Consider the following 19,721-nt stretch of genomic DNA (forward strand, 5'->3'; position numbering starts at 1 on the left):
CCGCCCCCGGCCCCCTGTCGGCCGGGGGTTTGCGTTTCTCCGGACTGTCCCGAAAAGTTGTTAGTGCAATAACGAGTATTTCCCGCGCATTTCTGCCTTAAATTTGTGCAAACGGCAGAAATCCCCATCGCAGATCCGCCTTTCGGGCAGGAAAATGATGCAGGACAAATATCGTTAGTGCACAAACAAAAAATCAGAGGACAGCCGGAAGGACACAGGACATGACCACGGTCGAAGAAATCGATATTGCCGTCGTCGGCGCAGGGCTCGGCGGCGCGGCGGCAGCGGCGCTGCTGACCGAGGCGGGCTTCTCGGTGCACAGCTTCGAGCAGGCCCCCGAATTCACCCGCCTCGGCGCCGGCATCCATATCGGCCCGAACGTCATGAAGATCTTCCGCCATCTCGGCCTGGAAGAGCGCCTGGCCTCGATCGGCTCGCATCCCAGCCACTGGTTCTCGCGCGACGGCCTGACCGGCGAGTACCTGTCGGAGATCCCGCTGGGCGAGTTCGCGCTGAAGGAATACGGCGCCCCCTACATCACCATCCACCGCGGCGACATGCATGCGGTGCAGATCGAGGCGCTGGATGCCTCGCGCGTGCATTTCGGCCACCGCCTGACCGATATCCAGGAACGCGACAATGACGTGCTGCTGAGCTTCGACAACGGCAAGCAGGTCGCGGCCAAGCTGGTCGTCGGCGCCGACGGCATCAACTCGATGATCCGCGAGAAGCTCCTGGGCGCCGAGAAGCCGCGCTTCTCGGGCTGGGTCGGCCACCGCGCGCTGGTCAACATGGACAAGCTGCGCAATTCCGGCCTGGAATACGAGCGCTGCGTGAAATGGTGGTGGGAGCAGTCGCGCCACATCATGGCCTATGCGACCAAGAATGACGGCTCGGAATACTACTATGTCACCGGCGTTCCGGTCGATGGCTGGGAGCACGAGTCGAGCTTCGTCGAAAGCTCGCGCGAGGAGATGGAAGCCATCTTCGGCGGCTCGCACCCGATGGTGCAGGGGCTGATCGACGCCACCGAAGAGGTCACCAAATGGCCCTTCTGGAACCGCGATCCGATGGGCCTGTGGTCGCGCGGCCGCCTGGTCATGCTGGGCGATGCCTGCCACCCGATGCGCCCGCACATGGCGCAGGGCGCCTGCATGGCGATCGAGGACGCGGCCATCCTGGCGCGGTGCCTGTCGCTGACCGGGGCCGAGGACTACGCCAATGCCTTCCGCCTCTACGAGAACACCCGCAAGGACCGCGCCACCAAGGTGCAGACGATCTCCAACGCCAATACCTGGCTGAAGGAGCCCGAAGATCCGGCATGGGTCTATGCCTACGAGCCGTTTGGCGTAGAACTCGCCTGAACGGGTGCCGCGTCCGGCGGTTCAGCACGCCGGACGCGGCCCTGGCCAACACCGACAGGGAAACGCGAATGACCCGCAAGACAGCACTGGTGCTTCTCGCACTCATCATCCTGGCATGCTACGCCGTGCCCTACCTCTTCATCGGACAGATCGCCGCCTGGTACGGAAGCTTCCTCTTCTGGTCGCTGGCCGGCATCGCCGTCATCATTCTCAATGCAGTGGCCATGGCCGGCTACGGAAAGGACGGCGAATGACCGCCTCGCTCGTGATCTGGGGGATCGTGATCTACATCGTCATCTCCTGCGTCGTCGCCTATCTGTCGCGCGGCGGCTCGGACAAGGCGACCTCGTCGATGTCCGAGTACTTCCTCGGCGGCCGCCACATGGGCGGCATGATCTCGGCGCTGTCCTATTCCGCCACCACCTATTCCGCCTTCATGATGGTCGGGCTCGCGGGCCTCACCTACAAGGGCGGCGTCGGCGCGCTCGGCTTCGAGATCGTCTATTTCGCCGGGGTCTCGCTGGTCGCGATCTTCGGCCCGCGCTTCTGGGCGGCGGGCAAGCGCCACGGCTATGTCACCCCCTCCGAGATGCTCGGCCACCGCTACGGCTCGCGCTGGGTCGCGGTCGCGGCCGGGATCACCAGCCTGGTCTTCCTGATCCCCTATTCCGCCGTGCAGCTCTCGGGCGTGGGCTACCTGCTGTCGGGCATGACCGACGGGGCGATCTCCTTCTCGGCGGGCATCATCGTGGCGACCGTGCTGGCGATCTTCTTCTCCTATGTGGCGGGCATCCGCTCGGTGATGTGGACCGACAGCCTGCAGGCGCTGGTGATGATCGTCGCCTCCGTGCTGGTCGGCGTGCTCGTCGTGTCGGAACTCGGCGGCTTCACCGGCATGTTCGGCACCATCGCCGAGACCCGTCCGGAGATGCTGCAAGTGCCGGGACCGGGGCTGTTCAGCTTCACCACCTTCCTCGGCCTGACCATCCCGTGGTTCTTCTTCTCGATCTCGAACCCGCAGGTCAGCCAGCGGCTCTTCATGCCGGCCTCGCTCGGCGCGCTGAAGCGGATGCTGCTGATCTTCCTGTGCTTCGGGCTGGTCTACACGATCGTCTCGGTGACCTGGGGCTTCTCGGCGCTGGTCGCCTTCCCGGAACTCGAGCGCGCGGACCTGGCGACGGCGACGCTGCTGTCCTCGGACTACGTGCCGCCGCTTCTCGGCGTGATCGTGATGGTCGGAATCCTGGCGGCGGCGGTCTCCACCATCGACTCGATCCTGCTGACGCTCAGCTCGATCTTCGCCCGCGACGTCTACGGCAACCTCGCCCAGTGCACCGATGACGCGCACCAGCTGAAGATCGGCAAGGTCGTGATCCCGGTGATCTCGGTGCTGGCGCTGGTCTTCGCGGCGATGGAGTTCTCGATGATCGCCATCCTGTCGGTCGCGGCCTCGGCCGGCCTGATCGTCGCCGTCCCGGCCATCATCGGCGCCTTCTTCTGGAAGCGCGGCACCGCGGCGGGCGCCTTCGCCTCGATCGTCGGCGGCGTGGCCTTCGTGATCTGGATGTACCTCACCGGCAACAAGCTCTTCGGGCTGAATGCCGGCGTGCTCGGCCTGCCGGTCTCGACGGTGCTCTTCGTCGCGGTCAGCCTGGCCACCCGCCCGGCAAAGGCGGCAGTCACCGAGGGCTTCCTCGACGGCGAGGCGGAGCCCGCGGGCGCCGCCCCGGTTCCGGCCGAGTAATCCCCGGGGTCCTGGGCGCCGCTCCCGCGCCAGAGGGCCCGCAGGCGCCCCGCCATCAGCCGATGGCGGGGCGTCTTGCGTTCCGGACCCGCGGTCTGCCGCGACGTCAGCCGGGCCCCGCGCCCGCGGGCGGCGGCAGCGGCGGCGTGGGCCGTTGCCAAGCGCCGAGGATCGGGACAATGTCCCGCGCGGGAGGTTCGCGCTGCGGACTCCGTCAACGTGAAGGGAGATCAACATGGATCGTCGCAAGTTCATCCGGGGCTCCGCCCTGGGCACCGTCGGAGCCGCGGGGGCTGCGCTTGCCAGCCCGGCCATCGCCCAGTCGCTGCCGAAGATCCAGTGGCGCTGCACCTCGTCCTTCCCCAAGTCGCTGGACACGATCTACGGCGGCGCCGAGGATGTCGCGAAATTCGTGAGCGAGGCCACCGACGGGAATTTCACCATCCAGGTCTATGCCGCGGGCGAGATCGTGCCGGGGCTGCAGGCCGCCGATGCCGTCGCCTCGGGCACGGTCGAGCTGTGCCACACCGCCGCCTACTACTATGTCGGCAAGAACCCCGCCTATGCGCTCGGCGCGACCATCCCCTTCGGGCTGAACGCCCGCGGGATGCATGCCTGGCTGCTCTATGGCGGCGGTCTCGACCTGGTGAACGAGTTCTACAATTCCGAGGGGCTGCACTACATTCCGGCCGGCAATACCGGCGCGCAGATGGGCGGCTGGTTCCGCAAGGAGATCAACTCGGTCGCCGACATGACCGGACTGAAGATGCGCATCGGCGGGCTTGCCGGGCGGGTGATCGAGAAGCTCGGCGCCGTGCCGCAGCAGATCGCCGGCGGCGACATCTATCCCTCGCTCGAGCGCGGCACGATCGACGCGGCGGAATGGATCGGGCCCTATGACGACGAGAAGCTCGGCTTCTACAAGGTCGCGCCCTACTACTACTATCCCGGCTGGTGGGAGGGGAACCTGGTCCTCAACATGTTCGTCAACCAGCAGAAATGGGCGGAGCTGCCGGAGGCCTACCAGAGCCTGCTGCAGACCGCGGGCAAGGCCGCGACGCTGGAGATGCTGGGCGAGTACGACTACAAGAACCCGGCGGCGGTCCAGCGCCTGGCGGCCAATGGCACGCAGCTGCGCCAGTATCCGCAGGACGTGATGGAGGCGTGCTTCAAGGCGGCGGGCGAGCTCTATGACGAGCTGAACGCGTCGAACCCGGCCTGGAAGAAGATCTTCGACTCGATGATGGAATTCCGCGGCGAGACCTTCCTGTGGCAGCAGGTGGCGGAGTTCGGCTTCGACTACTTCATGATGGCCAAGCAGCGCGAGGGGGCGCTGGCCACCGGCAAGTAGGCCGGAGGGCCCCCCTGAGACGCGAAAGGCCCGCTGGCGACAGCGGGCCTTTCCTTTTGGCGGCGGGGCGCGGGCGCGCGCCCTGCGGGGATCACTCGGCGCCGAGGCCCTGGAGCGGCGGCAGGCCGAGCACATTGCCCGCGTCCCGCGGCGGCTGCGGCGCGGCCGGGACGGAGGGCGCCGCCGCAGGGGCATCGAGCCCCTGCAGCGGCGGCAGGCCGAGGAGGTTGCCGCTGTCGGCCGGGGCTGCGGCCGGGCCTGCGGGCCCGGGGGTTCCGAAGCCCTGGAGCGGCGCGAGGCCGAGGCTGTTGCCGCCGCCCGCGGGCGCGCCGCCCGGTGCCTGTCCCAGGGGCGCCTGGCCGAGGGGCGGCAGGCCGAGACCGCCGTCATTGCCCCCCGAGCTGCCGCCCCCGCCCATAGGCGGCAGCGCCAGCCCGCCGCCCTGGGGCGGGGCGACCTGGATCTGCGCGGGCGGCGGGGTCACCGGCTGCTTCTTGTAGTGGGTCACCAGGTAGGGGAAGGAGATCACCGCCAGGATCATCGCCACGTTGATGAAGATGAAGGGGATCGCGCCCTTGTAGATGTCCGTCGTCCGGATCGCGGGCATCTTCCGCCCCGAGCGGTCGTCGTTCCACTCCTTCGCCGGGGCCACCGAGCGCAGGTAGAAGAGCGAGAAGCCGAAGGGCGGGGTCAGGAAGCTGGCCTGCAGGTTGATCCCGAGGATCACCCCGAACCACACCAGGTCGATCCCCAGCGCCGTCGCCACCGGCGCCAGGAGCGGCACCAGGATGAAGGCGATCTCGAAGAAGTCGAGGAAGCAGCCGAGGATGAAGACCACGACCGTCACGACCAAGAGGAAGCCGTATTCGCCGCCCGGCAGGCCGAGGAGCAGCTCCTCGAGCCAGACATTGCCGTTCACCCCGTAGAAGGTCAGGCCGAAGACCCGCGCGCCGATCAGGATGAACATCACGAAGGCCGAGAGGGTCGTCGTCGCCTGGACCGAGGATTTCAGAATCGAGAAGCTCAGCCGCTTCTTCATCAGCGCCAGCAGCAGCGCGCCGACCGCGCCCATCGCGCCGCCCTCGGTGGGCGTGGCGATGCCCAGGAAGATCGTGCCGAGCACCAGGAAGATCAGCGCCAGCGGCGGGATCAGCACGATGATGACCTGCTCGGCCAGATGCGAGATGATCCCGAGCTTCATCGCCCGGTTGACCAGCGCGAAGACGAAGATCGCGCCGACGGCGAGGGCCGCGGCGGCGACGAACTGGTTGGCCTCCGACAGATGGGTGAAGAGCAGATGCGTGCCGAGCATGTAGATCGCGACGGCCGCGGCGATCGAGACGATCAGCGACATCACCCCGCCGCCGAGCTTGCGCTCGGAGGCCGGAAGGGCGGGAACCAGGGCGGGCCGGAAGATCGAGAGCAGGAAGATGTAGAGGCAGTAGGCGCCGACCAGGATCAGCGACGGCCAGAGCGCGCCGATATACATGTCGCCGACCGAAACGCCGAGCTGGTCGGCCATGACGATCAGGACCAGCGAGGGCGGCACGATCTGCGCCAGGGTGCCGGAGGCGACGATCGTGCCGGTGGCGACCGAGGGCGCGTAGTTGAAGCGCTGCATGATCGGCAGCGAGATCAGGCCCATGGCGATCACCGAAGCGGCGACGACGCCGGTCGTGGCGGCAAGCAGCGCGCCCACCAGGATCACCGCATAGGCCAGCCCGCCGCGGACCGGGCCGAAGAGCTGGCCGATCGTGTCGAGCAGGTCCTCGGCCATGCCGGAGCGCTCGAGGATGAGTCCCATGAAGGTGAAGAACGGGATCGCCAGCAGCGTGTCGTTCGACATGATGCCGAAGACCCGTTCGGGCTGCGCGCCGAGCAGGGGCCAGAAGAGGTTGATCTGGTCGGGCGCGATCTCGGAGAGGCCGACGCCGACCACGAAGAAGAAGAGCCCGCCGGCCGCCAGCGTCAGCGCCACCGGATAGCCGATCAGGAGCATGCCCATCACCGTGATGAACATGATCGGGGCGAGGTTGTGGGCGATCAGCTCAAGCATTGGGCCGGCCTTCCTCTTCCATCATGTGGGCGTGCTCGCGCAGCTCGGGGGGCAGGTGGTCCTCTTCGCCGTCAGAGGGCAGGGGCAGCCGCCCCGAGAGCATCGCCACGGTCTTCACGATCTCCGAGACCGCCTGGCAGACCAGCACGGCGAAGCCCGCCAGCACCAGGAATTTCGCGGGCCACAGGATCAGCCCGCCGGCATTCATCGAATATTCGCCCGTGGTCCAGGAGCGCAGGAAGAACGGCCAGGAGAGCCAGGTCATCAGCACCGCGAAGGGCGTCAGGAACAGGATGTGGCAGAAGAGGTCGATCCACAGCCGCGTCCGCTGCGACAGATGCGCGGAGACGACGTCGATGCGGACATGCTCGTTCTTCTGCAGCGCCCAGGCGGCGGCCAGCATGAAGACCGCGCCGAAGAGGTACCATTGCAGCTCGAGCCAGGCGTTCGACGACAGGTCGAAAGCCTTGCGGATGACGGCATTCGCGGCACTGACCACCACCGCGGCAAGGATCAGCCAGGAGATCCCCCTGCCGATCCAGGCGGTGACACGGTCTATGCCCCGGCTCAGCCGGATGAGAAGTTCCAAGATGTTCTCCCTTGCGCTCGGCTGCCGGGACGGTCCGTCGCAGCGCGGCGGCGCCCCGGACGGGGCGCGGGCGGGCGGCGACCCGGCAGGCGTTTACCAAGGATCTCTTAAGTCCGGCGCGGCGCTGCCGCAACATCGTCCGCTCGCCCTGGCACGGTTTCCGAACGGAAAGCGGCGCGGCGCTTGCGCCGGGGGCGGTTCTGGGCCACCTCTTGGGCCCGATCCGTGCCGAAACTGCGAGGCTCCCATGACCACCCGGCTCCCGCTTGCAACGGCCGACGCGCCGCAACCCTGGCTGGACGATCCCGGCCACCGCGCCTTCCTCGCAGCCGATGCGCGGGCGCAGTTCGCCTTCTTCCGCCCCGCGCTGCGCGCCGATGGCGGCTTCGACCAGCTTGACGGCGCGGGCCGGCCCGTGCCCGGCGCGCCGCAGGAACTGCACGCGACCACGCGGATGGTGCATTCCTTCGCGCTCGGCCAGAGCTGGGGGCAGCCGGATTGCGCGCCGGTGATCGAGGCCGGGCTCGCCTTCCTGGCGGAGCGCCACCGCGATCCGGTCCATGGCGGCTATGCCTGGTCGGTCGCGGACGGGGAGATCGCCGACGGCACCAAGCTCGCCTATGGCCATGTCTTCGTGCTGCTTGCCGCCTCCAGCGCGAAGCTCGCGGGGTTCTCCGCGGCCGATGCGCTGCTGGCGGATATCGCCGAGGTGCTGGAGGCGCGCTACTGGGACGAGGCGGCCGGGCTCTACCGCGACGAGTTCGCCCGCGACTGGCAGCCGTTTTCGGCCTATCGCGGGATGAATGCCAACATGCATGCGGTCGAGGCGCATCTGGCCGCTTTCGAGGCGACCGGAGAGGCGATCTGGCTGGCGCGCGCCGGGCGGATCCTCGAGTTCTTCACGGCGCAGATGGCGCCGCGCCATGGCTGGCGCATCCCCGAGCACTATAGCGAAGACTGGCAGGTCGACCCGGACTATGCGGGCAATCCGATGTTCCGCCCGGCGGGGACGACCCCGGGCCATTCGCTGGAGCTGGGGCGGCTCCTGCTGCAGCACTGGGATCTGGCGGGGCGCCCGGAGAGCGGCGCGCCGGAGCGGGCGCGGCAGCTGATCGGAACGGCCGTCGCCGATGCCTGGCTGCCCGAGGGCGGCTTCGCCTACACGCTGCGCGCCGATGGCACGGTCGATGTCGCCGACCGCTACTGGTGGCCGGTGACCGAGGGGATCGGCGCGATGGCCGCGCTCCTGAAACTGGCGCCCTCGGCGGCGGACGAGGCGCTCTACCGCCGGTTCTGGCAGTTCGCCGAGGCGCATTTCATCGACCATGACCATGGCGGCTGGTTCCCCGAGATCGACGCCGCGGGCCGGGTGGCAGAGACCCAGTTCCGCGGCAAGCCGGATATCTACCACGCGCTGCAGGCCGCGCTCTTTCCGCTGGTGCCGGGGCTGTCGCGGCTGCAGGCGGGGCTGGGCCGGCTTAGCAGTTGAAGCGCGGCGCCCGCTTCTCCAGGAAGGCGGCCATGCCCTCCCGCTGGGCGGGCAGGCCGTAGAGCGCGTGGTAGATCTGCCGCTCGTGCCGGATCCCGGCGGCCAGCGGCATCTCGTCGGCGGCATTGACCGCCGCCCGCGCCATCCGCGCGATGTCCCTCGGCTGCGCGGCGATCGCCTCGGCCATCGCCATGGCGCGGCAGGCGAGCTCCGCCTCGGGCACGACCGCGGTCGCCAGGCCGATGCGCAGCGCCTCCTCCGCGCCGATCATCCGTCCGGTCAGGATCATCTCCATCGCCCGGCCGCGCCCGACCAGCCGCGCCAGCCGCTGGGTGCCGCCGATCCCGGGGATGCAGCCGATGCCCAGCTCGGGCTGGCCGAAGCGGGCGGTGTCTGCCGCCAGCAGGATGTCGCAGAGCATCGCCACTTCCAGCCCGCCGCCGAGCGCATAGCCCGCCACCGCCGCGATCTTCGGCAGGCGCAGCGCCGCGACCCGGTCCCAGCCGGAGAACCAGTCAGCCTCCTGCATGGACCCGTAATCCTGCGCCGCAAGCTCGGAGATGTCCGCCCCGGCGGCGAAGGCGCGGCCGTCGCCCGCCAGGACCAGGCAGCCGATCCCCGGATCGGCATCGAAGGCGGAGGCGGCCTCCAGCACCTCCTCCATCAGGCGGGTGTTCAGCGCGTTGAGGTAGTGCGGCCGGGCGAAGCGGATGGTGGCGACGCGGCCGGTGACGTCGGTCGAGATGGTCTCGTGCATGTCAGCTGTCCCAGATGGCGCCATAGGCGGGAATGCCCAGGGCTTCGAGCTCGTGCACCACATGGCGCGTGAGCCGTTGGTTGGAGATCACGATCACCGCCTCGGCGCGGAAGTCGCGCACCGCCTCGAGCGCCAGCCGGGCGAGATCGGGCTTGCCCGCGGTCGCGGTGTCCCAGATCAGCGGATCGGCGGTGGCGCCTGCGATCTCGTCGAAAAGCGCGTCGCCATAGGTCTGCCGCGGCGAGCGGGCCGCCCAGACCAGCCGTGCCGGCACGGCGCCCGCCAGCAGATGCGGCAGCACCGGGCCGATGCCCGAGCCGGTAGCGACATAGACCACGCGGGAGAACAGCGTCTCGATCCGCGCCACGCCCGAGGTGGTGATCCCCTTGACCCAGACATGGGCCGGCGGCTGGTCGATGACGCGCCCGGTCCAGTCGCCCGCCCGGCTGACCGCCATGCGGTAGCCGCGCGCGCCCGGCGCGGGGATGGTGGCGAAGGCGTGGTACTCGCCGAAGGGGCTCCGGGCGATGGCGTTCGAGGAACCCGGGAAGGGCGTCTCGCCATAGTCGAAGCGCAGGATCGCGGCATGGTCCGAGGGCGTCTCGACCGCGACCCTCACCCGCTTCAGGCTCAGCCAGGGCGACGCGACCGAAAGGGTCAGGAGGCCGAGCAGCGGATAGGGGGCCACGCTTCCGGCGTCATTGGCCAGGCTCGTGGACTGTGCCCAGAGAAGCGCCAGGACCGTCCAGCCACCGAACCGGTGGACCCGTTCGAAGAGGTTGTGCCGCCGTGCCCGGACCGGGCCATGCGCGGTCCCGGCGATCAGCAGCAGGAGCATCACCATCGCCGCGCTGAGCCACAGCGTCCGGTCCGAGACGGCCGCGCCGCCCGAGAGCCGGTCCGCCGCCATCGCCCAGAGCATCAGCCCGCTCCAGCCGGTGCCGCAGAGCGCGGCGCCGACATGCAGCCCGCCGAAATGGTAGACCTTGCCCGCCCCGCGGCGCAGCCAGAGCGGCGCGCTGGGGGGCAGCCGCGTCGCCAGCCAGAAGAGCGCGTTGATGACCCGCTGCTGCCGGACGAGGACGGCGAGGGCGACATTGGCCAGCGCCGCATCGGCCAGCGCGGCGGGCGTCCAGCCGCCCTCGGCGCCGCGCATCAGCACCCAGAGATTGACCGCCAGGACCAGCAGCATCAGCCGGCGGTACTCCATCAGCGCCGGGTGGCGGGCGATCCGGCGCCAGGCGCGGGGCCGGGCGGAGGCGAGGGCGCTCATGCGTCTGCCTCCGCGCCGCGGGCCAGCGCTGCCAGCGCGCGCTTGTCGATCTTGCCGCGCGGGGTGCGGGGCAGCTCGTCCAGCGCAATGATCCGGGCGGGCAGGCAGTAGTAGGGCAGCCGCTCCATCACCGCCTCGGCGGCCTTGCCGGGATCCGCGTCGGCCGGGCTGACGAAACCGACCAGCGTCCGGCCGTCGAGCGCCAGCGTCGCCGCGCGGCGGCAGCCCGGCGCGGCCTCCATCGCCGCGGAGACGCCGTCGAGCTCCACCCGGAAGCCGCGGATCTTCACCAGGTCGTCGACCCGGCCGAAATGCTCCAGCTCGCCCTCGGGCGTCCAGCGGCCGAGATCGCGGGTGCGGAACATCATCTGGCCGGGGCGGAACGGGTCGGGGCGGTAGCGCTCGGCGCTGAGCGCGGGATTGTCCAGATAGCCCGGCGTGACGCCCGCGCCCCCGGCCCAGATCTCGCCCTTCTCGCCGATCGGCAGCGGCGCCAGCGCCTCGTCGAGGATGTAGACGCTGTTATTCGGCGTGGGCCGGCCGATCGATAGCACGGGCTTGCGCGGATCGTGGCGGGCGGCGGTGTTGATGATCGTGGTCTCGGTCGGGCCGCAGGAATTGTAGAACGCTGCCTGCAGACTCCACAGATCGGCCAGCGGGCGCGGGCAGGGCTCGCCGGCGACGGCGACGGTGCGGATGCGGCGGCAGCGCGCGGGATCGAGCCCGGCCAGGATCGAGGGCGTGGCGATCAGGATGTCGACCCGTTCCGCGGTCTCCTGGATGTCGCGGCCGCGCAGCACCAGCGTCGCGCCGTTGGCCAGCGCGCCCAGCGTCTCCCAGGCGGCCATGTCGAAGGCGATGGACAGGATCTGCCCGACCCGCAGCCCCGGCGCCATGCCCAGATCGCCGGGCGCGGTCAGCAGCACATTGGCCAGGTTCGCCTGGGTGACCTGCACGCCGTTCGGCAGGCCGGTCGTGCCCGAGGTGAAGAGGATCATCGCGGTGTCCTGCGGCCCGGGCGGCGGCATCTCCGGCAGGCGGCGCGGCGCCGGATCGGCCATGTCGCGGTCGATCTCGATCACCCGGACCCCGCAATCGGGCAGGGCGGGCGCATGGGCCGAGGTGGTCAGCACCGCCCTTGCGCGGGTCTGCGCGGCGATATGGACGAGCGCGCCCTCGGGCGCGACGCCGACATGCTGCGGCACATGGGCGGCGCCGAGCTTCTGCAGCGCCGCGATGCCGACGACCATCTCGACCGAGCGGGTCAGGTAGAGGCAGACCGCATCGCCCTGCCGCACCCCGGCGGCATGGAGCGTCGCGGCCAGGCGCAGCGCGTAATGCTCGAGCATGCCGTAGCTCAGACGCCGGTCTCCGTGCTCGACGGCGGTCTCCTCGGGGTGCTCTGCCATCTGGCGGGACATTGCCGCGGCGACGGTGGCAAAGCGCGGCGTCTCGCGCGGGCCCCAGCCGAAGGCGGCAAAGCGCGCGGCATCGGCATCGCAGAGCCCGTCGAGCCCGGGAATGTCCGGGCGTTCCGGCTGCGCGGCCGGGCAGGGCGCGGGCGCCGGGGCGAGGGCGGAAAACAGGCTGGAATAGGTCTGCATCGGAAAAGCCTTTCGTTGGGTCAAGTTGATGCAGGCTTGATAATGGGAAAATTTCCCATTACAAAATCAACAGCGATCACCGCTTGTGACGCCCGCGTGCGGTGCTGAAACAAAAGCTGACAAGCCCCTGGAAACCTGCAGGATGGTTCGCGTGACCGATGCTGCCGACGATCCCTTCGACCGCGCGCTCGCCGCGCTGCTTGCCCCGCTGGCCGAGGCGATCCTGGCGCGCGGCCTGCCGCTGCCGGCGGTGACGGAGGCGCTGAAATCCGCGCTGGTCGCGGCCGCCTTGCGCGCCGATGGCGAGACGGCCAGCGACAGCCGGGTGAGCCTGCGCACCGGCATCCACCGCAAGGACGTCAAGCGGCTGCGCACCGCCGAGGCGCCGAAGCCGACGTCGCTCGGGGCGGCCGCGATGGCGGCGAGCCACTGGGCCGTTGGGCCGGGCTGGCAGGATGCCTCGGGCGCGCCGCGGGTGCTGTCCAGGGCGGAATTCGACGCGATGCTGCGCGAGACCCGGGCCGACATGGCGCCGGGCACGGTTCTGGCGCTGCTCGAGGAGCAGGGCACGGTCGAGGCCCTGGAAGGGGGCGGGCTGCGGCTGGCCGCCCGCGCGCTGGTGCCGAAGGCCGGGACGCCCGAGCAGGTGGCCGCCTATGCCGCGACGCTGGCGCCGCATCTGGCGGCGGCGACGCACAATCTGACCGCGCCCCCCGGCACGCCCCGGCACTACGACCGGGCGCTGCGCTATTCGCATCTTTCCGCCGCCGCGCTGGCGGAGCTCGAGGCGCTGGCGCGTGCGCGCGCACAGGCCGCGCTGGAAGATCTCGACAGCCGCGCGCGCGCATTGCAGGACAGGGAGGGCGCGGCGCGCGGGCATTTCGTCTTCGGCGCCTATATCCTGCCCCGGCCGGGTCCGGAGGAGAGGACGGAGGAGGACGGCACATGACGGCAGGACCCCTGGCGCGGCTCGCGCTCTGTCTCGCGCTTCTGGCGGCGGCGCTGCCCGCAGCGGCGCAGGAACCGGCCGAGCCCGAGGGCGGCATCGTCGGCACCGGCATCTCCGGCACGATCACCGCGCTCGGCTCGATCATCGTCAACGGCCAGCGCATCGCCATCGACCCGGACCAGCCGGTGCGCGACGGGCTCGGCCCCGAGGCCGCGGGCGCGCTGCGCCCCGGCGACACGGTCGCGGTGGTGGCCGAGGCCGAGGCGGATGGCAGCTGGCGCGCCCGCTCGATCCGCCGGGTGCTGCCGCTGGTGGGCCCGGTCGCAGGGCTCGGCGGCGGCGCGTTCCGCGTCCTGGGCACGACGGTCGAGGCCGGGCCGCTGGCCGAGGGGCTGTCGGAGGGCGACTGGGTGGCGGTCAGCGGTCTCTGGCGCGAGGGCGGGGTCGCCGCCTCGCGGATCGAACCGGTGCCGCCGGAGCTGCGCATCGCGCGGGTGATGGGCTCGGCCTTCCCGGTCGAGGGCGGCAGCGACCTGATGGTCGGCGGCACCCGCGTGACCGGCATCGCGACCAGCCATCTGCGGCCCGGCGACGTGATCCTGGCGACGGGCGCGCCCTCGCCCGGCGGGCTCTCGGCGCGCACCATCGCCACCGGGCTCTTCGACCAGCCAGTCGGTGCGGTGCTGGCCGAGGGCTATCTCTCCACGGCGCGGGCCGGCGGGCTCTACACGCTTCTCGGCAGCGGGCTGGTGGCCTGGACGGAGAATCCCGGCATGATCGACCCCGGCGGGCGGATCCTGCGCTGCGGGATCGACGGCGCGCTCGAGCCCCAGGACCAGGCGCCGGGCGGCCCCTTCCCCTGCCGCTGAGGCGGCGGGGCGGCTTCGGACCGTGTCGGCCGCAGCCGCCGGGCGATGCGGTCCGTCCGGCGACGTCCGGCGCGGCCGTGGCGCTGCCCGGCAGGCTTTGCATGCGGATCGCCGGTCCGCCCCCCGGGATGTCCTGCGCCGCCGCGGCCGGAGGAGCGGCGGTCGATGCCGCCGTTCCGAAGGCGTCCGTTCCCCGGTGCCGCGCCCAATGGCGGGCCCTCGCTCGGCCGGGGATGGCCGGAGACGGGCCCGGAATGCGGGCTCATGACGTCGCAGCCGGAGCCGTGATGACGCGATGAGCACGTCGGCACAGTCGTTTCTCGCGGTCCGCTCATTCCGGGTTGCGACTTTCCCGAAGTGTCCGAGCTCGTCGAAAACCCGCTCGATCAGCTTGGGCTAGATCGCGGCATCGTCTGAGCGTCGTGGAGAAATATGCGCTCGGCCGCCCTGGACCGCGGTCGGCTAAGGGACCGCTCGCGCATCCTGGCCGCGGTCGGCACCCGGGGTCTCTGGGCGCCGGATATGCGGCCGGAACGCGCGCCAAAGCCGCCTTGTCCGAGACCGGCGCAGAGGAGAGGCGGATCGCCAGCGGCCGCCCTCGGGTCACTGCCATCGCGGTGATCTCGGGCTTCAATCCGCCATGACAGTGATGGATGGCGTGATTTTCGTCCCACTATTGCCGTCGGCTGCGTGCTGGCGGGCACGGATGAGCGGCCTGTCGATGAGCGGCATGGAAGCCGGGGATCTTTCCGCCAGCGCGCCGGAGCTGCGGACGCGGGCACCTGCTTTGGCCCAGCGGCTGACGCGCTTGCAGATGGTTGCATGCAGGCGGTGCCGCCCCGGCAGATCCCGTCCGCAGCACCCGGCAGATGCCGTTCGGCGCCCGTCGGCCGTCAGCCTGCGCCAGGCCGCGAGGCTTGCCCGGACGCAGAGGCCGGATCAGCACCCAGTCGCCATCCGGGACATCAAGACGGGCCGTGGCTTGCCTCCGGTGCCCGACGCGGATCACGGGCACGGCGGGGTCAGAACCTCTTCTGTCGGTCCAGAACCTAGATGTTTAGTCCCAGGGCGTAGTGGTCTACTATTCCGTGATCATCAGAAGGATGCCCTATGGGACAGGTTCTTCGCGGCAGCGCCACGATCCTCTGACCGGCAGGCGAATGCGCGGATTCGCCGAGAGGGGCGCACGCCATCCGGGCTCTCATACAGCGATCGAAAGCTTCGAATGCGGCGCTGCGGCGGGAGCTTGGCAGCGAGGCGGAATGGAAAACGATCTGGGGGATCGTTTTCCCGGCGAACGTCAAGACCGTGGCCAAGTGGCGGAAGCGGGAGCGCGTCGAGGATGCCCGGATGGGCCCCAGGGAGGTGCGATCAACCGCTCTGAGCCCGGAAGAGGAAGCTGCGGCAGTGGCTTTCCGGCGCCACACGCTGCTGTGCCCCTGGAGTTCAAGCGTCCCGAAATCGATCCGGGGGATCGATTTCCGCGCAGAACGGCCTCTCTGCCTTGCAGCCATCTATCCCGCATCCGCCGACCGGCAGGCGATTGCGACGCAATCTGCCGAGAGGTTGACGCGCTCGTCTGTGCACCGATGCCTGCAGCGATGAGCCATCAGGGCGCCATCGGTTCGAGCCCGATGGCGAATGGATCAATCGGCTGCCCGATGGGGAGGGCGGCAAACCGAAGCGGAAATTCAAGGCTTGCCCGACCGGATACTTCCACATCGACATTGCGGAAGTTCGTTCGGAAGAAGGAAAAATATACCTGTTCGCGGCGATTGACCGACCCTCGAAATTCGCCTTCGTCGAGTTGCACCGGAAGGCCGGAAAGATGGCGTCCGCGCAATTCCCCGGAAGTCTCGTGGCAGCGCTGCCCTACCGCATCCATGCCGTGCTCACCGGCTTGCCGATGGCTGCGCCACCGGTCCGAGCGGCCATTGGCGATGGAGTCCAGTTCGCCAATCGTCAGCAGGACCGCCCCGCAATGGCCCGCATTTTCGGCAGGGCCTGCGAAGAGAACGCCATCCAGCAGCGGCTCACGAAGATCAGCCAGCCTTGGACCAACGGCCAAGTCGAGCGGATGAGCCGCACGATCAAGGAGGCGACCGTCCAACGGTATCACTACGACACGCACGCGGAACTGGAAGGCCACCTGGCCGCGTTCATCGCGCCTACAATTACGCCCGGAGATTGAAAACGCTGAGGGGCCCAACACCGTTCGAGTTCACCTGCGGAAAATAGACAAAAGAGCCGGATCGCTTCAAAGCCGATCCGACCCATCACACCCCGGGACTAAACACCTAGCGCGTCACTTCGGCCATGGTGCAGCCCAGCACCCGCTGCAGCTCGGCAGGGGCGATGCGGATCTGCAGGCCGCGCTGGCCGCCATTGACATGGATCGAGGCCAGTCCGCCCGCCGCCGCGTCGAGCACCGTCGGCACCGCCTTGCGCTGCCCGAGCGGGCTGACCCCGCCGACCTTGTAGCCGGTCTGCCGCTCGGCCTCGGCAGGCGGCATCATCTTCGCCGATTTCGCGCCGAGCGCGGCGGCGAATTTCTTCATGTTCAGCTCGGCATCCGAGGGCAGGACCGCGCAGGCGGGGCGGCCGTCGGCCAGCACCATCAGCGTCTTGAACACCTGGCCCGGCGGCACGCCCATCGCCTCGGCCGCCTGCAGCCCGACGCGCTCGGCGCCGGGGTCGTAGTCGTAGCTGTCCAGCTCGAAAGCGGCTTTCGCGCGGATCAGCGCCTGGGTGGCCGGGGTGCTCTTGGCCATGTCGCGTCCTCTCGGGTCGGTCGGATCAAAGGGTGGCGGCGCCGCGGCGCGCCAGGGCGGGCAGGCGCAGCGGCAGGGTGACGATCACCAGGCTGGCGAGGACCAGGCCGATCCCGGTCCAGCCGAGCGCGGCGAGTTGCTCGCCCAGCACCAGCGCGGCCAGCAGCGCCGCGACCGCGGGTTCGAGCAGGGTGAGCGTGGTGGCCAGGCTGACCGGGACCCGCGCCAGCCCGTAGCCGAAGGCCAGGTAGCCCAGGAACATCGGCACCAGCGCCATGTAGAGCCCGGTCGCCGCATTGACCCAGCTTTCGAGGAAGGGCCCGCCGGTCAGCAGGAGGACCGGCATCAGGAAGAGCCCGCCCAGCCCGAAGGTCGCGCCCATCGCCTCGCGCCCGGGGATGCCGCGCTGCATCATCCCGCGCGCGGTCCAGGAATAGAGCGCGTAGCTCGCCGCGCCGAGGAGCCCCAGCAGGATCCCCGTCGCCACATCCGGCCCGGCCGCGGCGTGCCCGGCGCTTTCGGCCAGGCAGATCGCCAGCACTCCCGCCACGCCGCAAAGCGCGCCTGCGAGCCAGCGGAGGCTCAGATGGCGGCCCTCGAGCAGCCGTTCGATCAGCCCGGCGAGAAGCGGCGCGGCGCCGATCGTGACCACGGTGCCGATTGCGACGCCCGCGAGGCGCATCGACGCGTAGAAGGCCAGGGGATAGAGCGCCACCGCAACGGCGCCCGGCAGGAGCAGCCGCCATTGCCGCCCGATCGCGCGTGCCCCGCGGCAGAGCCCGGGCAGCACGGTCAGCGCCTGCAGGAGCCCGCCGATCCCCATCGCGGCCGCGCCGATGGCGGCGGCGCTGACGGCGGGGGCGAAGGTCGCGGCAGTGCCGGTCGTGCTCCACAGGAGCGCGGCCAGCAGGATCGCGGCGGTGCCGGTGCGGCGGTCGGCGGCGGTCATCTCAGAGCGTCTCCAGCAGGTCTTCGGCCATGGCGCGGGCCGCGGCGATGCAGGCGCCCGAGCCGTCGAGCCCGGCCCGGGTGATCGCGCCCTCGAGCAGGAAGGCCAGCTGCAGCGCCAGAGGCGCGGCGCGGCCGGGGTCGTCCGGCAGGAGCAGGGCCAGTTCGCGGCAGAGGATGGCTTCGACCTCCTCCTTGTGGGCGCGCACCGCGGCGCGCCCGGCATCGCCCGCGGGCAGCTCGGCCGCGGCATTGAGCAGTCCGCAGCCGCGGAAGCCATGCAGATAGCCCGCCTCGGCATGGTCGCGATAGGCGTCGAACACCGCGAGGATCTGCCCGCGTGGCCCCTCGGCCTCTGCGGCGCGGGCCGCGAAGAGGTCCAGCCACTCGCGGTGGCGCGCCTCAATATAGGCGGCGACCAGATCGGATTTTGAGGCGAAGTTGTTGTAGAGGCTCTTCTTCGCCACCCCGGCCCGGCGGATGATCGCGTCGATCCCGGTGGCGCCGATCCCCTGGTCGTAGAACAGCTCGGCCGCGGCCGCGAGGAGCCGCGCGCGCGCCGGGGCGCGGAGATCGGAAGGGGCGTCGGGCATGGCGGTCTCCGAGTCTGTAGGTAGACCGGTCTACCTACTCCGGTCTGCGGACGCAAGGGGCGTTGACACGGCGGCCGCGGCTGCCATCGTCGGCCCGGCAGGGGCAAGGGAGGATTCCATGCAGACGAACAGGTTCAAGGCCGCGCTGAAGGAGATGCGGCGCCAGGACGGGCTGTGGTGCACCATGTCCGATCCGCTGGCGGCCGAGATGATGGCGGCGCTCGGCTTCGACTGGATGCTGTTCGACACCGAGCATTCGCCGATGGACGCGATCTCGGCGCTGCCGCTCTTGCAGGCGGCGGCGCCCTATCCGGTGGAGCCGATCCTGCGGCCGACCCATCTGAACGCGCCGGAGATCAAGAAGCTGCTCGATCTGGGCGCGCGGACGCTGCTGATCCCGATGGTCGAGGATGCCGAGATGGCCGCCCATGCGGTGGCCTGCATGACCTATCCGCCCGCAGGGATCCGCGGGGTCTCGGGGATGACGCGGGCGACGGGCTTCGGCACGGTTGCGGGCTATCACCGCAATGCCAGCGAGGAGCTCTGCCTGCTGGTGCAGGTGGAATCGGCGGCCGCGCTGGCGCAGATCGAGGCGATCGCCGCGGTGCCCGGAGTGGACGGCATCTTCGTCGGCCCGGCCGATCTGGCGGCGTCCCTGGGCCATCCCGGCGAGCCGGGCCATCCGGAGGTGCGCGTGGCGGTGGCCGACGCGATCCGCCGGATCCGCGCGGCCGGGCTGCCGCCGGGGATCCTGGCGATGGACCCGGCGCTCCACGCCGCGGCGCTCGAGGCGGGGGCGGTCTTCGTCTCCGGCGATCTCGACATCATCGCGCTGAGAAAGGGCCTGCTCGCCGGGCCGGGACTGGCCGCGAAGGGCTGACTGCGCTGAAAAGCGCGCGCCCGCGCTCGCAGGCCCCGAAATCGCGGGAACACCTTCCAAGACCGGGAGAATCCGCTTCGAAGAGCGGTTTCTTCAGCCATGCCGGAGACCGAATTTCCAGCTCCGGATGGTCTTTCGACCGGAGCCGGGGGGTTTCGACAGTATCGGCTGAGCCCGGGCGGCGGTGCGACAGGCAGCGCCCCTGGATCCCGTCAGCGGGCAGGGGGCGATGGCGGGAAAGCGATCTTCAGGCAGTGCCCGGGGATCATCGCCGGAAGCACCGGCGCCTCGGGGCGGACGACCTTGGCCCGCGGGTGGCCGGTGTCGGCCGCGCCGCGCATCGGAGGAGTTTCGCGCCTACGGGCGGAATGGTTTTCCCGGACAGGATCACCGTCACCGCGCGGAACCGCATCGGCGCGAGGCAGCAGGCGGCGATCGCCGGGACGGTGATCGGGACGGTGCCTGCGCGCGCCGAGCGCGCGCA

At 70.3% G+C, this 19,721-nt stretch carries 16 protein-coding genes and 1 pseudogene; 9 read left to right on the plus strand and 8 right to left on the minus strand.

Features of this window, described 5'->3' with window-relative positions; genetic code table 11:
* Window positions 1–221 precede the first annotated feature (221 nt).
* From FGX59_RS21580 to FGX59_RS21595, 4 genes are all read left to right on the plus strand, one after another.
* Window positions 222–1,364, plus strand: coding sequence for an FAD-dependent monooxygenase (locus FGX59_RS21580; protein ID WP_138469197.1), 1,143 nt, complete (start codon window positions 222–224; stop codon window positions 1,362–1,364).
* Between the two features lie 68 nt (window positions 1,365–1,432).
* Window positions 1,433–1,618: a hypothetical protein gene (locus FGX59_RS21585; RefSeq protein WP_138469198.1), complete on the plus strand. Its 186-nt coding sequence runs from the start codon at window positions 1,433–1,435 to the stop codon at window positions 1,616–1,618.
* Window positions 1,615–3,108, plus strand: coding sequence for a sodium:solute symporter (locus FGX59_RS21590; protein WP_138469199.1), 1,494 nt, complete (start codon window positions 1,615–1,617; stop codon window positions 3,106–3,108). The genes FGX59_RS21585 and FGX59_RS21590 overlap by 4 nt, the downstream gene beginning before the upstream one ends.
* Before the next feature lie 235 nt (window positions 3,109–3,343).
* Window positions 3,344–4,459, plus strand: a complete 1,116-nt coding sequence (locus tag FGX59_RS21595) for a TRAP transporter substrate-binding protein (RefSeq protein WP_138469200.1) — start codon at window positions 3,344–3,346, stop codon at window positions 4,457–4,459.
* 91 nt (window positions 4,460–4,550) lie between these two features.
* Here the strand turns inward: FGX59_RS21595 and FGX59_RS21600 are convergent, their stop codons facing one another.
* Both FGX59_RS21600 and FGX59_RS21605 read right to left on the minus strand, forming a co-directional pair.
* Entirely contained in the window at window positions 4,551–6,515 is a 1,965-nt protein-coding gene (locus FGX59_RS21600) for a TRAP transporter large permease subunit (RefSeq protein WP_138469201.1), read from the minus strand.
* Window positions 6,508–7,104 (minus strand): TRAP transporter small permease subunit, encoded by a 597-nt coding sequence (locus FGX59_RS21605; protein ID WP_138469202.1) that lies wholly within the window; start codon window positions 7,102–7,104, stop codon window positions 6,508–6,510. Before FGX59_RS21605 ends, FGX59_RS21600 begins: the two co-directional genes overlap by 8 nt.
* Before the next feature lie 247 nt (window positions 7,105–7,351).
* Between FGX59_RS21605 and FGX59_RS21610 the strand changes: the two genes are divergently transcribed.
* Window positions 7,352–8,593, plus strand: a complete 1,242-nt coding sequence (locus FGX59_RS21610) for an AGE family epimerase/isomerase (protein WP_138469203.1) — start codon at window positions 7,352–7,354, stop codon at window positions 8,591–8,593.
* Here the strand turns inward: FGX59_RS21610 and FGX59_RS21615 are convergent.
* Genes FGX59_RS21615 through FGX59_RS21625 form a run of 3 tightly spaced genes read right to left on the minus strand, consistent with a single transcriptional unit; the run spans window position 8,583 to window position 12,227 of the window.
* Entirely contained in the window at window positions 8,583–9,350 is a 768-nt protein-coding gene (locus FGX59_RS21615; protein ID WP_138469204.1) for an enoyl-CoA hydratase-related protein, read from the minus strand. The two genes, FGX59_RS21610 and FGX59_RS21615, sit on opposite strands and share 11 nt — an antisense overlap.
* A 1-nt stretch (window position 9,351) precedes the next feature.
* A complete protein-coding gene (locus FGX59_RS21620; RefSeq protein ID WP_138469205.1) occupies window positions 9,352–10,623 on the minus strand; it encodes a hypothetical protein in 1,272 nt (423 codons plus the stop codon).
* Window positions 10,620–12,227: an AMP-binding protein gene (locus FGX59_RS21625; protein WP_138469206.1), complete on the minus strand. Its 1,608-nt coding sequence runs from the start codon at window positions 12,225–12,227 to the stop codon at window positions 10,620–10,622. The genes FGX59_RS21620 and FGX59_RS21625 overlap by 4 nt, the downstream gene beginning before the upstream one ends.
* 151 nt (window positions 12,228–12,378) lie before the next feature.
* Between FGX59_RS21625 and FGX59_RS21630 the strand changes: the two genes are divergently transcribed.
* The 3 genes and pseudogenes from FGX59_RS21630 (at window position 12,379) to FGX59_RS39740 (ending at window position 16,346) form a co-directional block, all read left to right on the plus strand.
* The gene (locus FGX59_RS21630; protein ID WP_240722629.1) at window positions 12,379–13,176 is read left to right on the plus strand and encodes a DUF6502 family protein; all 798 of its coding nucleotides are present in this window, start codon (window positions 12,379–12,381) and stop codon (window positions 13,174–13,176) included.
* Window positions 13,173–14,045 (plus strand): DUF5666 domain-containing protein, encoded by an 873-nt coding sequence (locus FGX59_RS21635; protein WP_138469208.1) that lies wholly within the window; start codon window positions 13,173–13,175, stop codon window positions 14,043–14,045. The genes FGX59_RS21630 and FGX59_RS21635 overlap by 4 nt, the downstream gene beginning before the upstream one ends.
* A 1,191-nt stretch (window positions 14,046–15,236) precedes the next feature.
* A pseudogene (locus FGX59_RS39740) lies at window positions 15,237–16,346 on the plus strand (integrase core domain-containing protein).
* Here FGX59_RS39740 and ybaK read toward each other — a convergent pair.
* From ybaK to FGX59_RS21655, 3 genes are read right to left on the minus strand one after another with little or no spacing between them, the layout of a single operon-like run.
* Window positions 16,343–16,816 (minus strand): Cys-tRNA(Pro) deacylase, encoded by a 474-nt coding sequence (ybaK, locus tag FGX59_RS21645; protein WP_138469209.1) that lies wholly within the window; start codon window positions 16,814–16,816, stop codon window positions 16,343–16,345. The pseudogene FGX59_RS39740 and the gene ybaK overlap by 4 nt on opposite strands.
* Window positions 16,817–16,841: 25 nt before the next feature.
* A complete protein-coding gene (locus tag FGX59_RS21650; protein ID WP_138469210.1) occupies window positions 16,842–17,765 on the minus strand; it encodes a DMT family transporter in 924 nt (307 codons plus the stop codon).
* A gap of 1 nt (window position 17,766) precedes the next feature.
* Window positions 17,767–18,357 carry a TetR/AcrR family transcriptional regulator gene (locus tag FGX59_RS21655; protein WP_138469211.1) on the minus strand — a complete coding sequence of 197 codons (591 nt, stop codon included), beginning with the start codon at window positions 18,355–18,357 and terminating at the stop codon, window positions 17,767–17,769.
* 118 nt (window positions 18,358–18,475) lie between these two features.
* Between FGX59_RS21655 and FGX59_RS21660 the strand changes: the two genes are divergently transcribed.
* Window positions 18,476–19,237: an HpcH/HpaI aldolase/citrate lyase family protein gene (locus FGX59_RS21660; protein WP_138469212.1), complete on the plus strand. Its 762-nt coding sequence runs from the start codon at window positions 18,476–18,478 to the stop codon at window positions 19,235–19,237.
* Window positions 19,238–19,721 lie beyond the last annotated feature (484 nt).

Origin of the sequence: Poseidonocella sp. HB161398, from assembly GCF_005870025.1 — a bacterium.
Lineage (GTDB): Bacteria > Pseudomonadota > Alphaproteobacteria > Rhodobacterales > Rhodobacteraceae > Mangrovicoccus.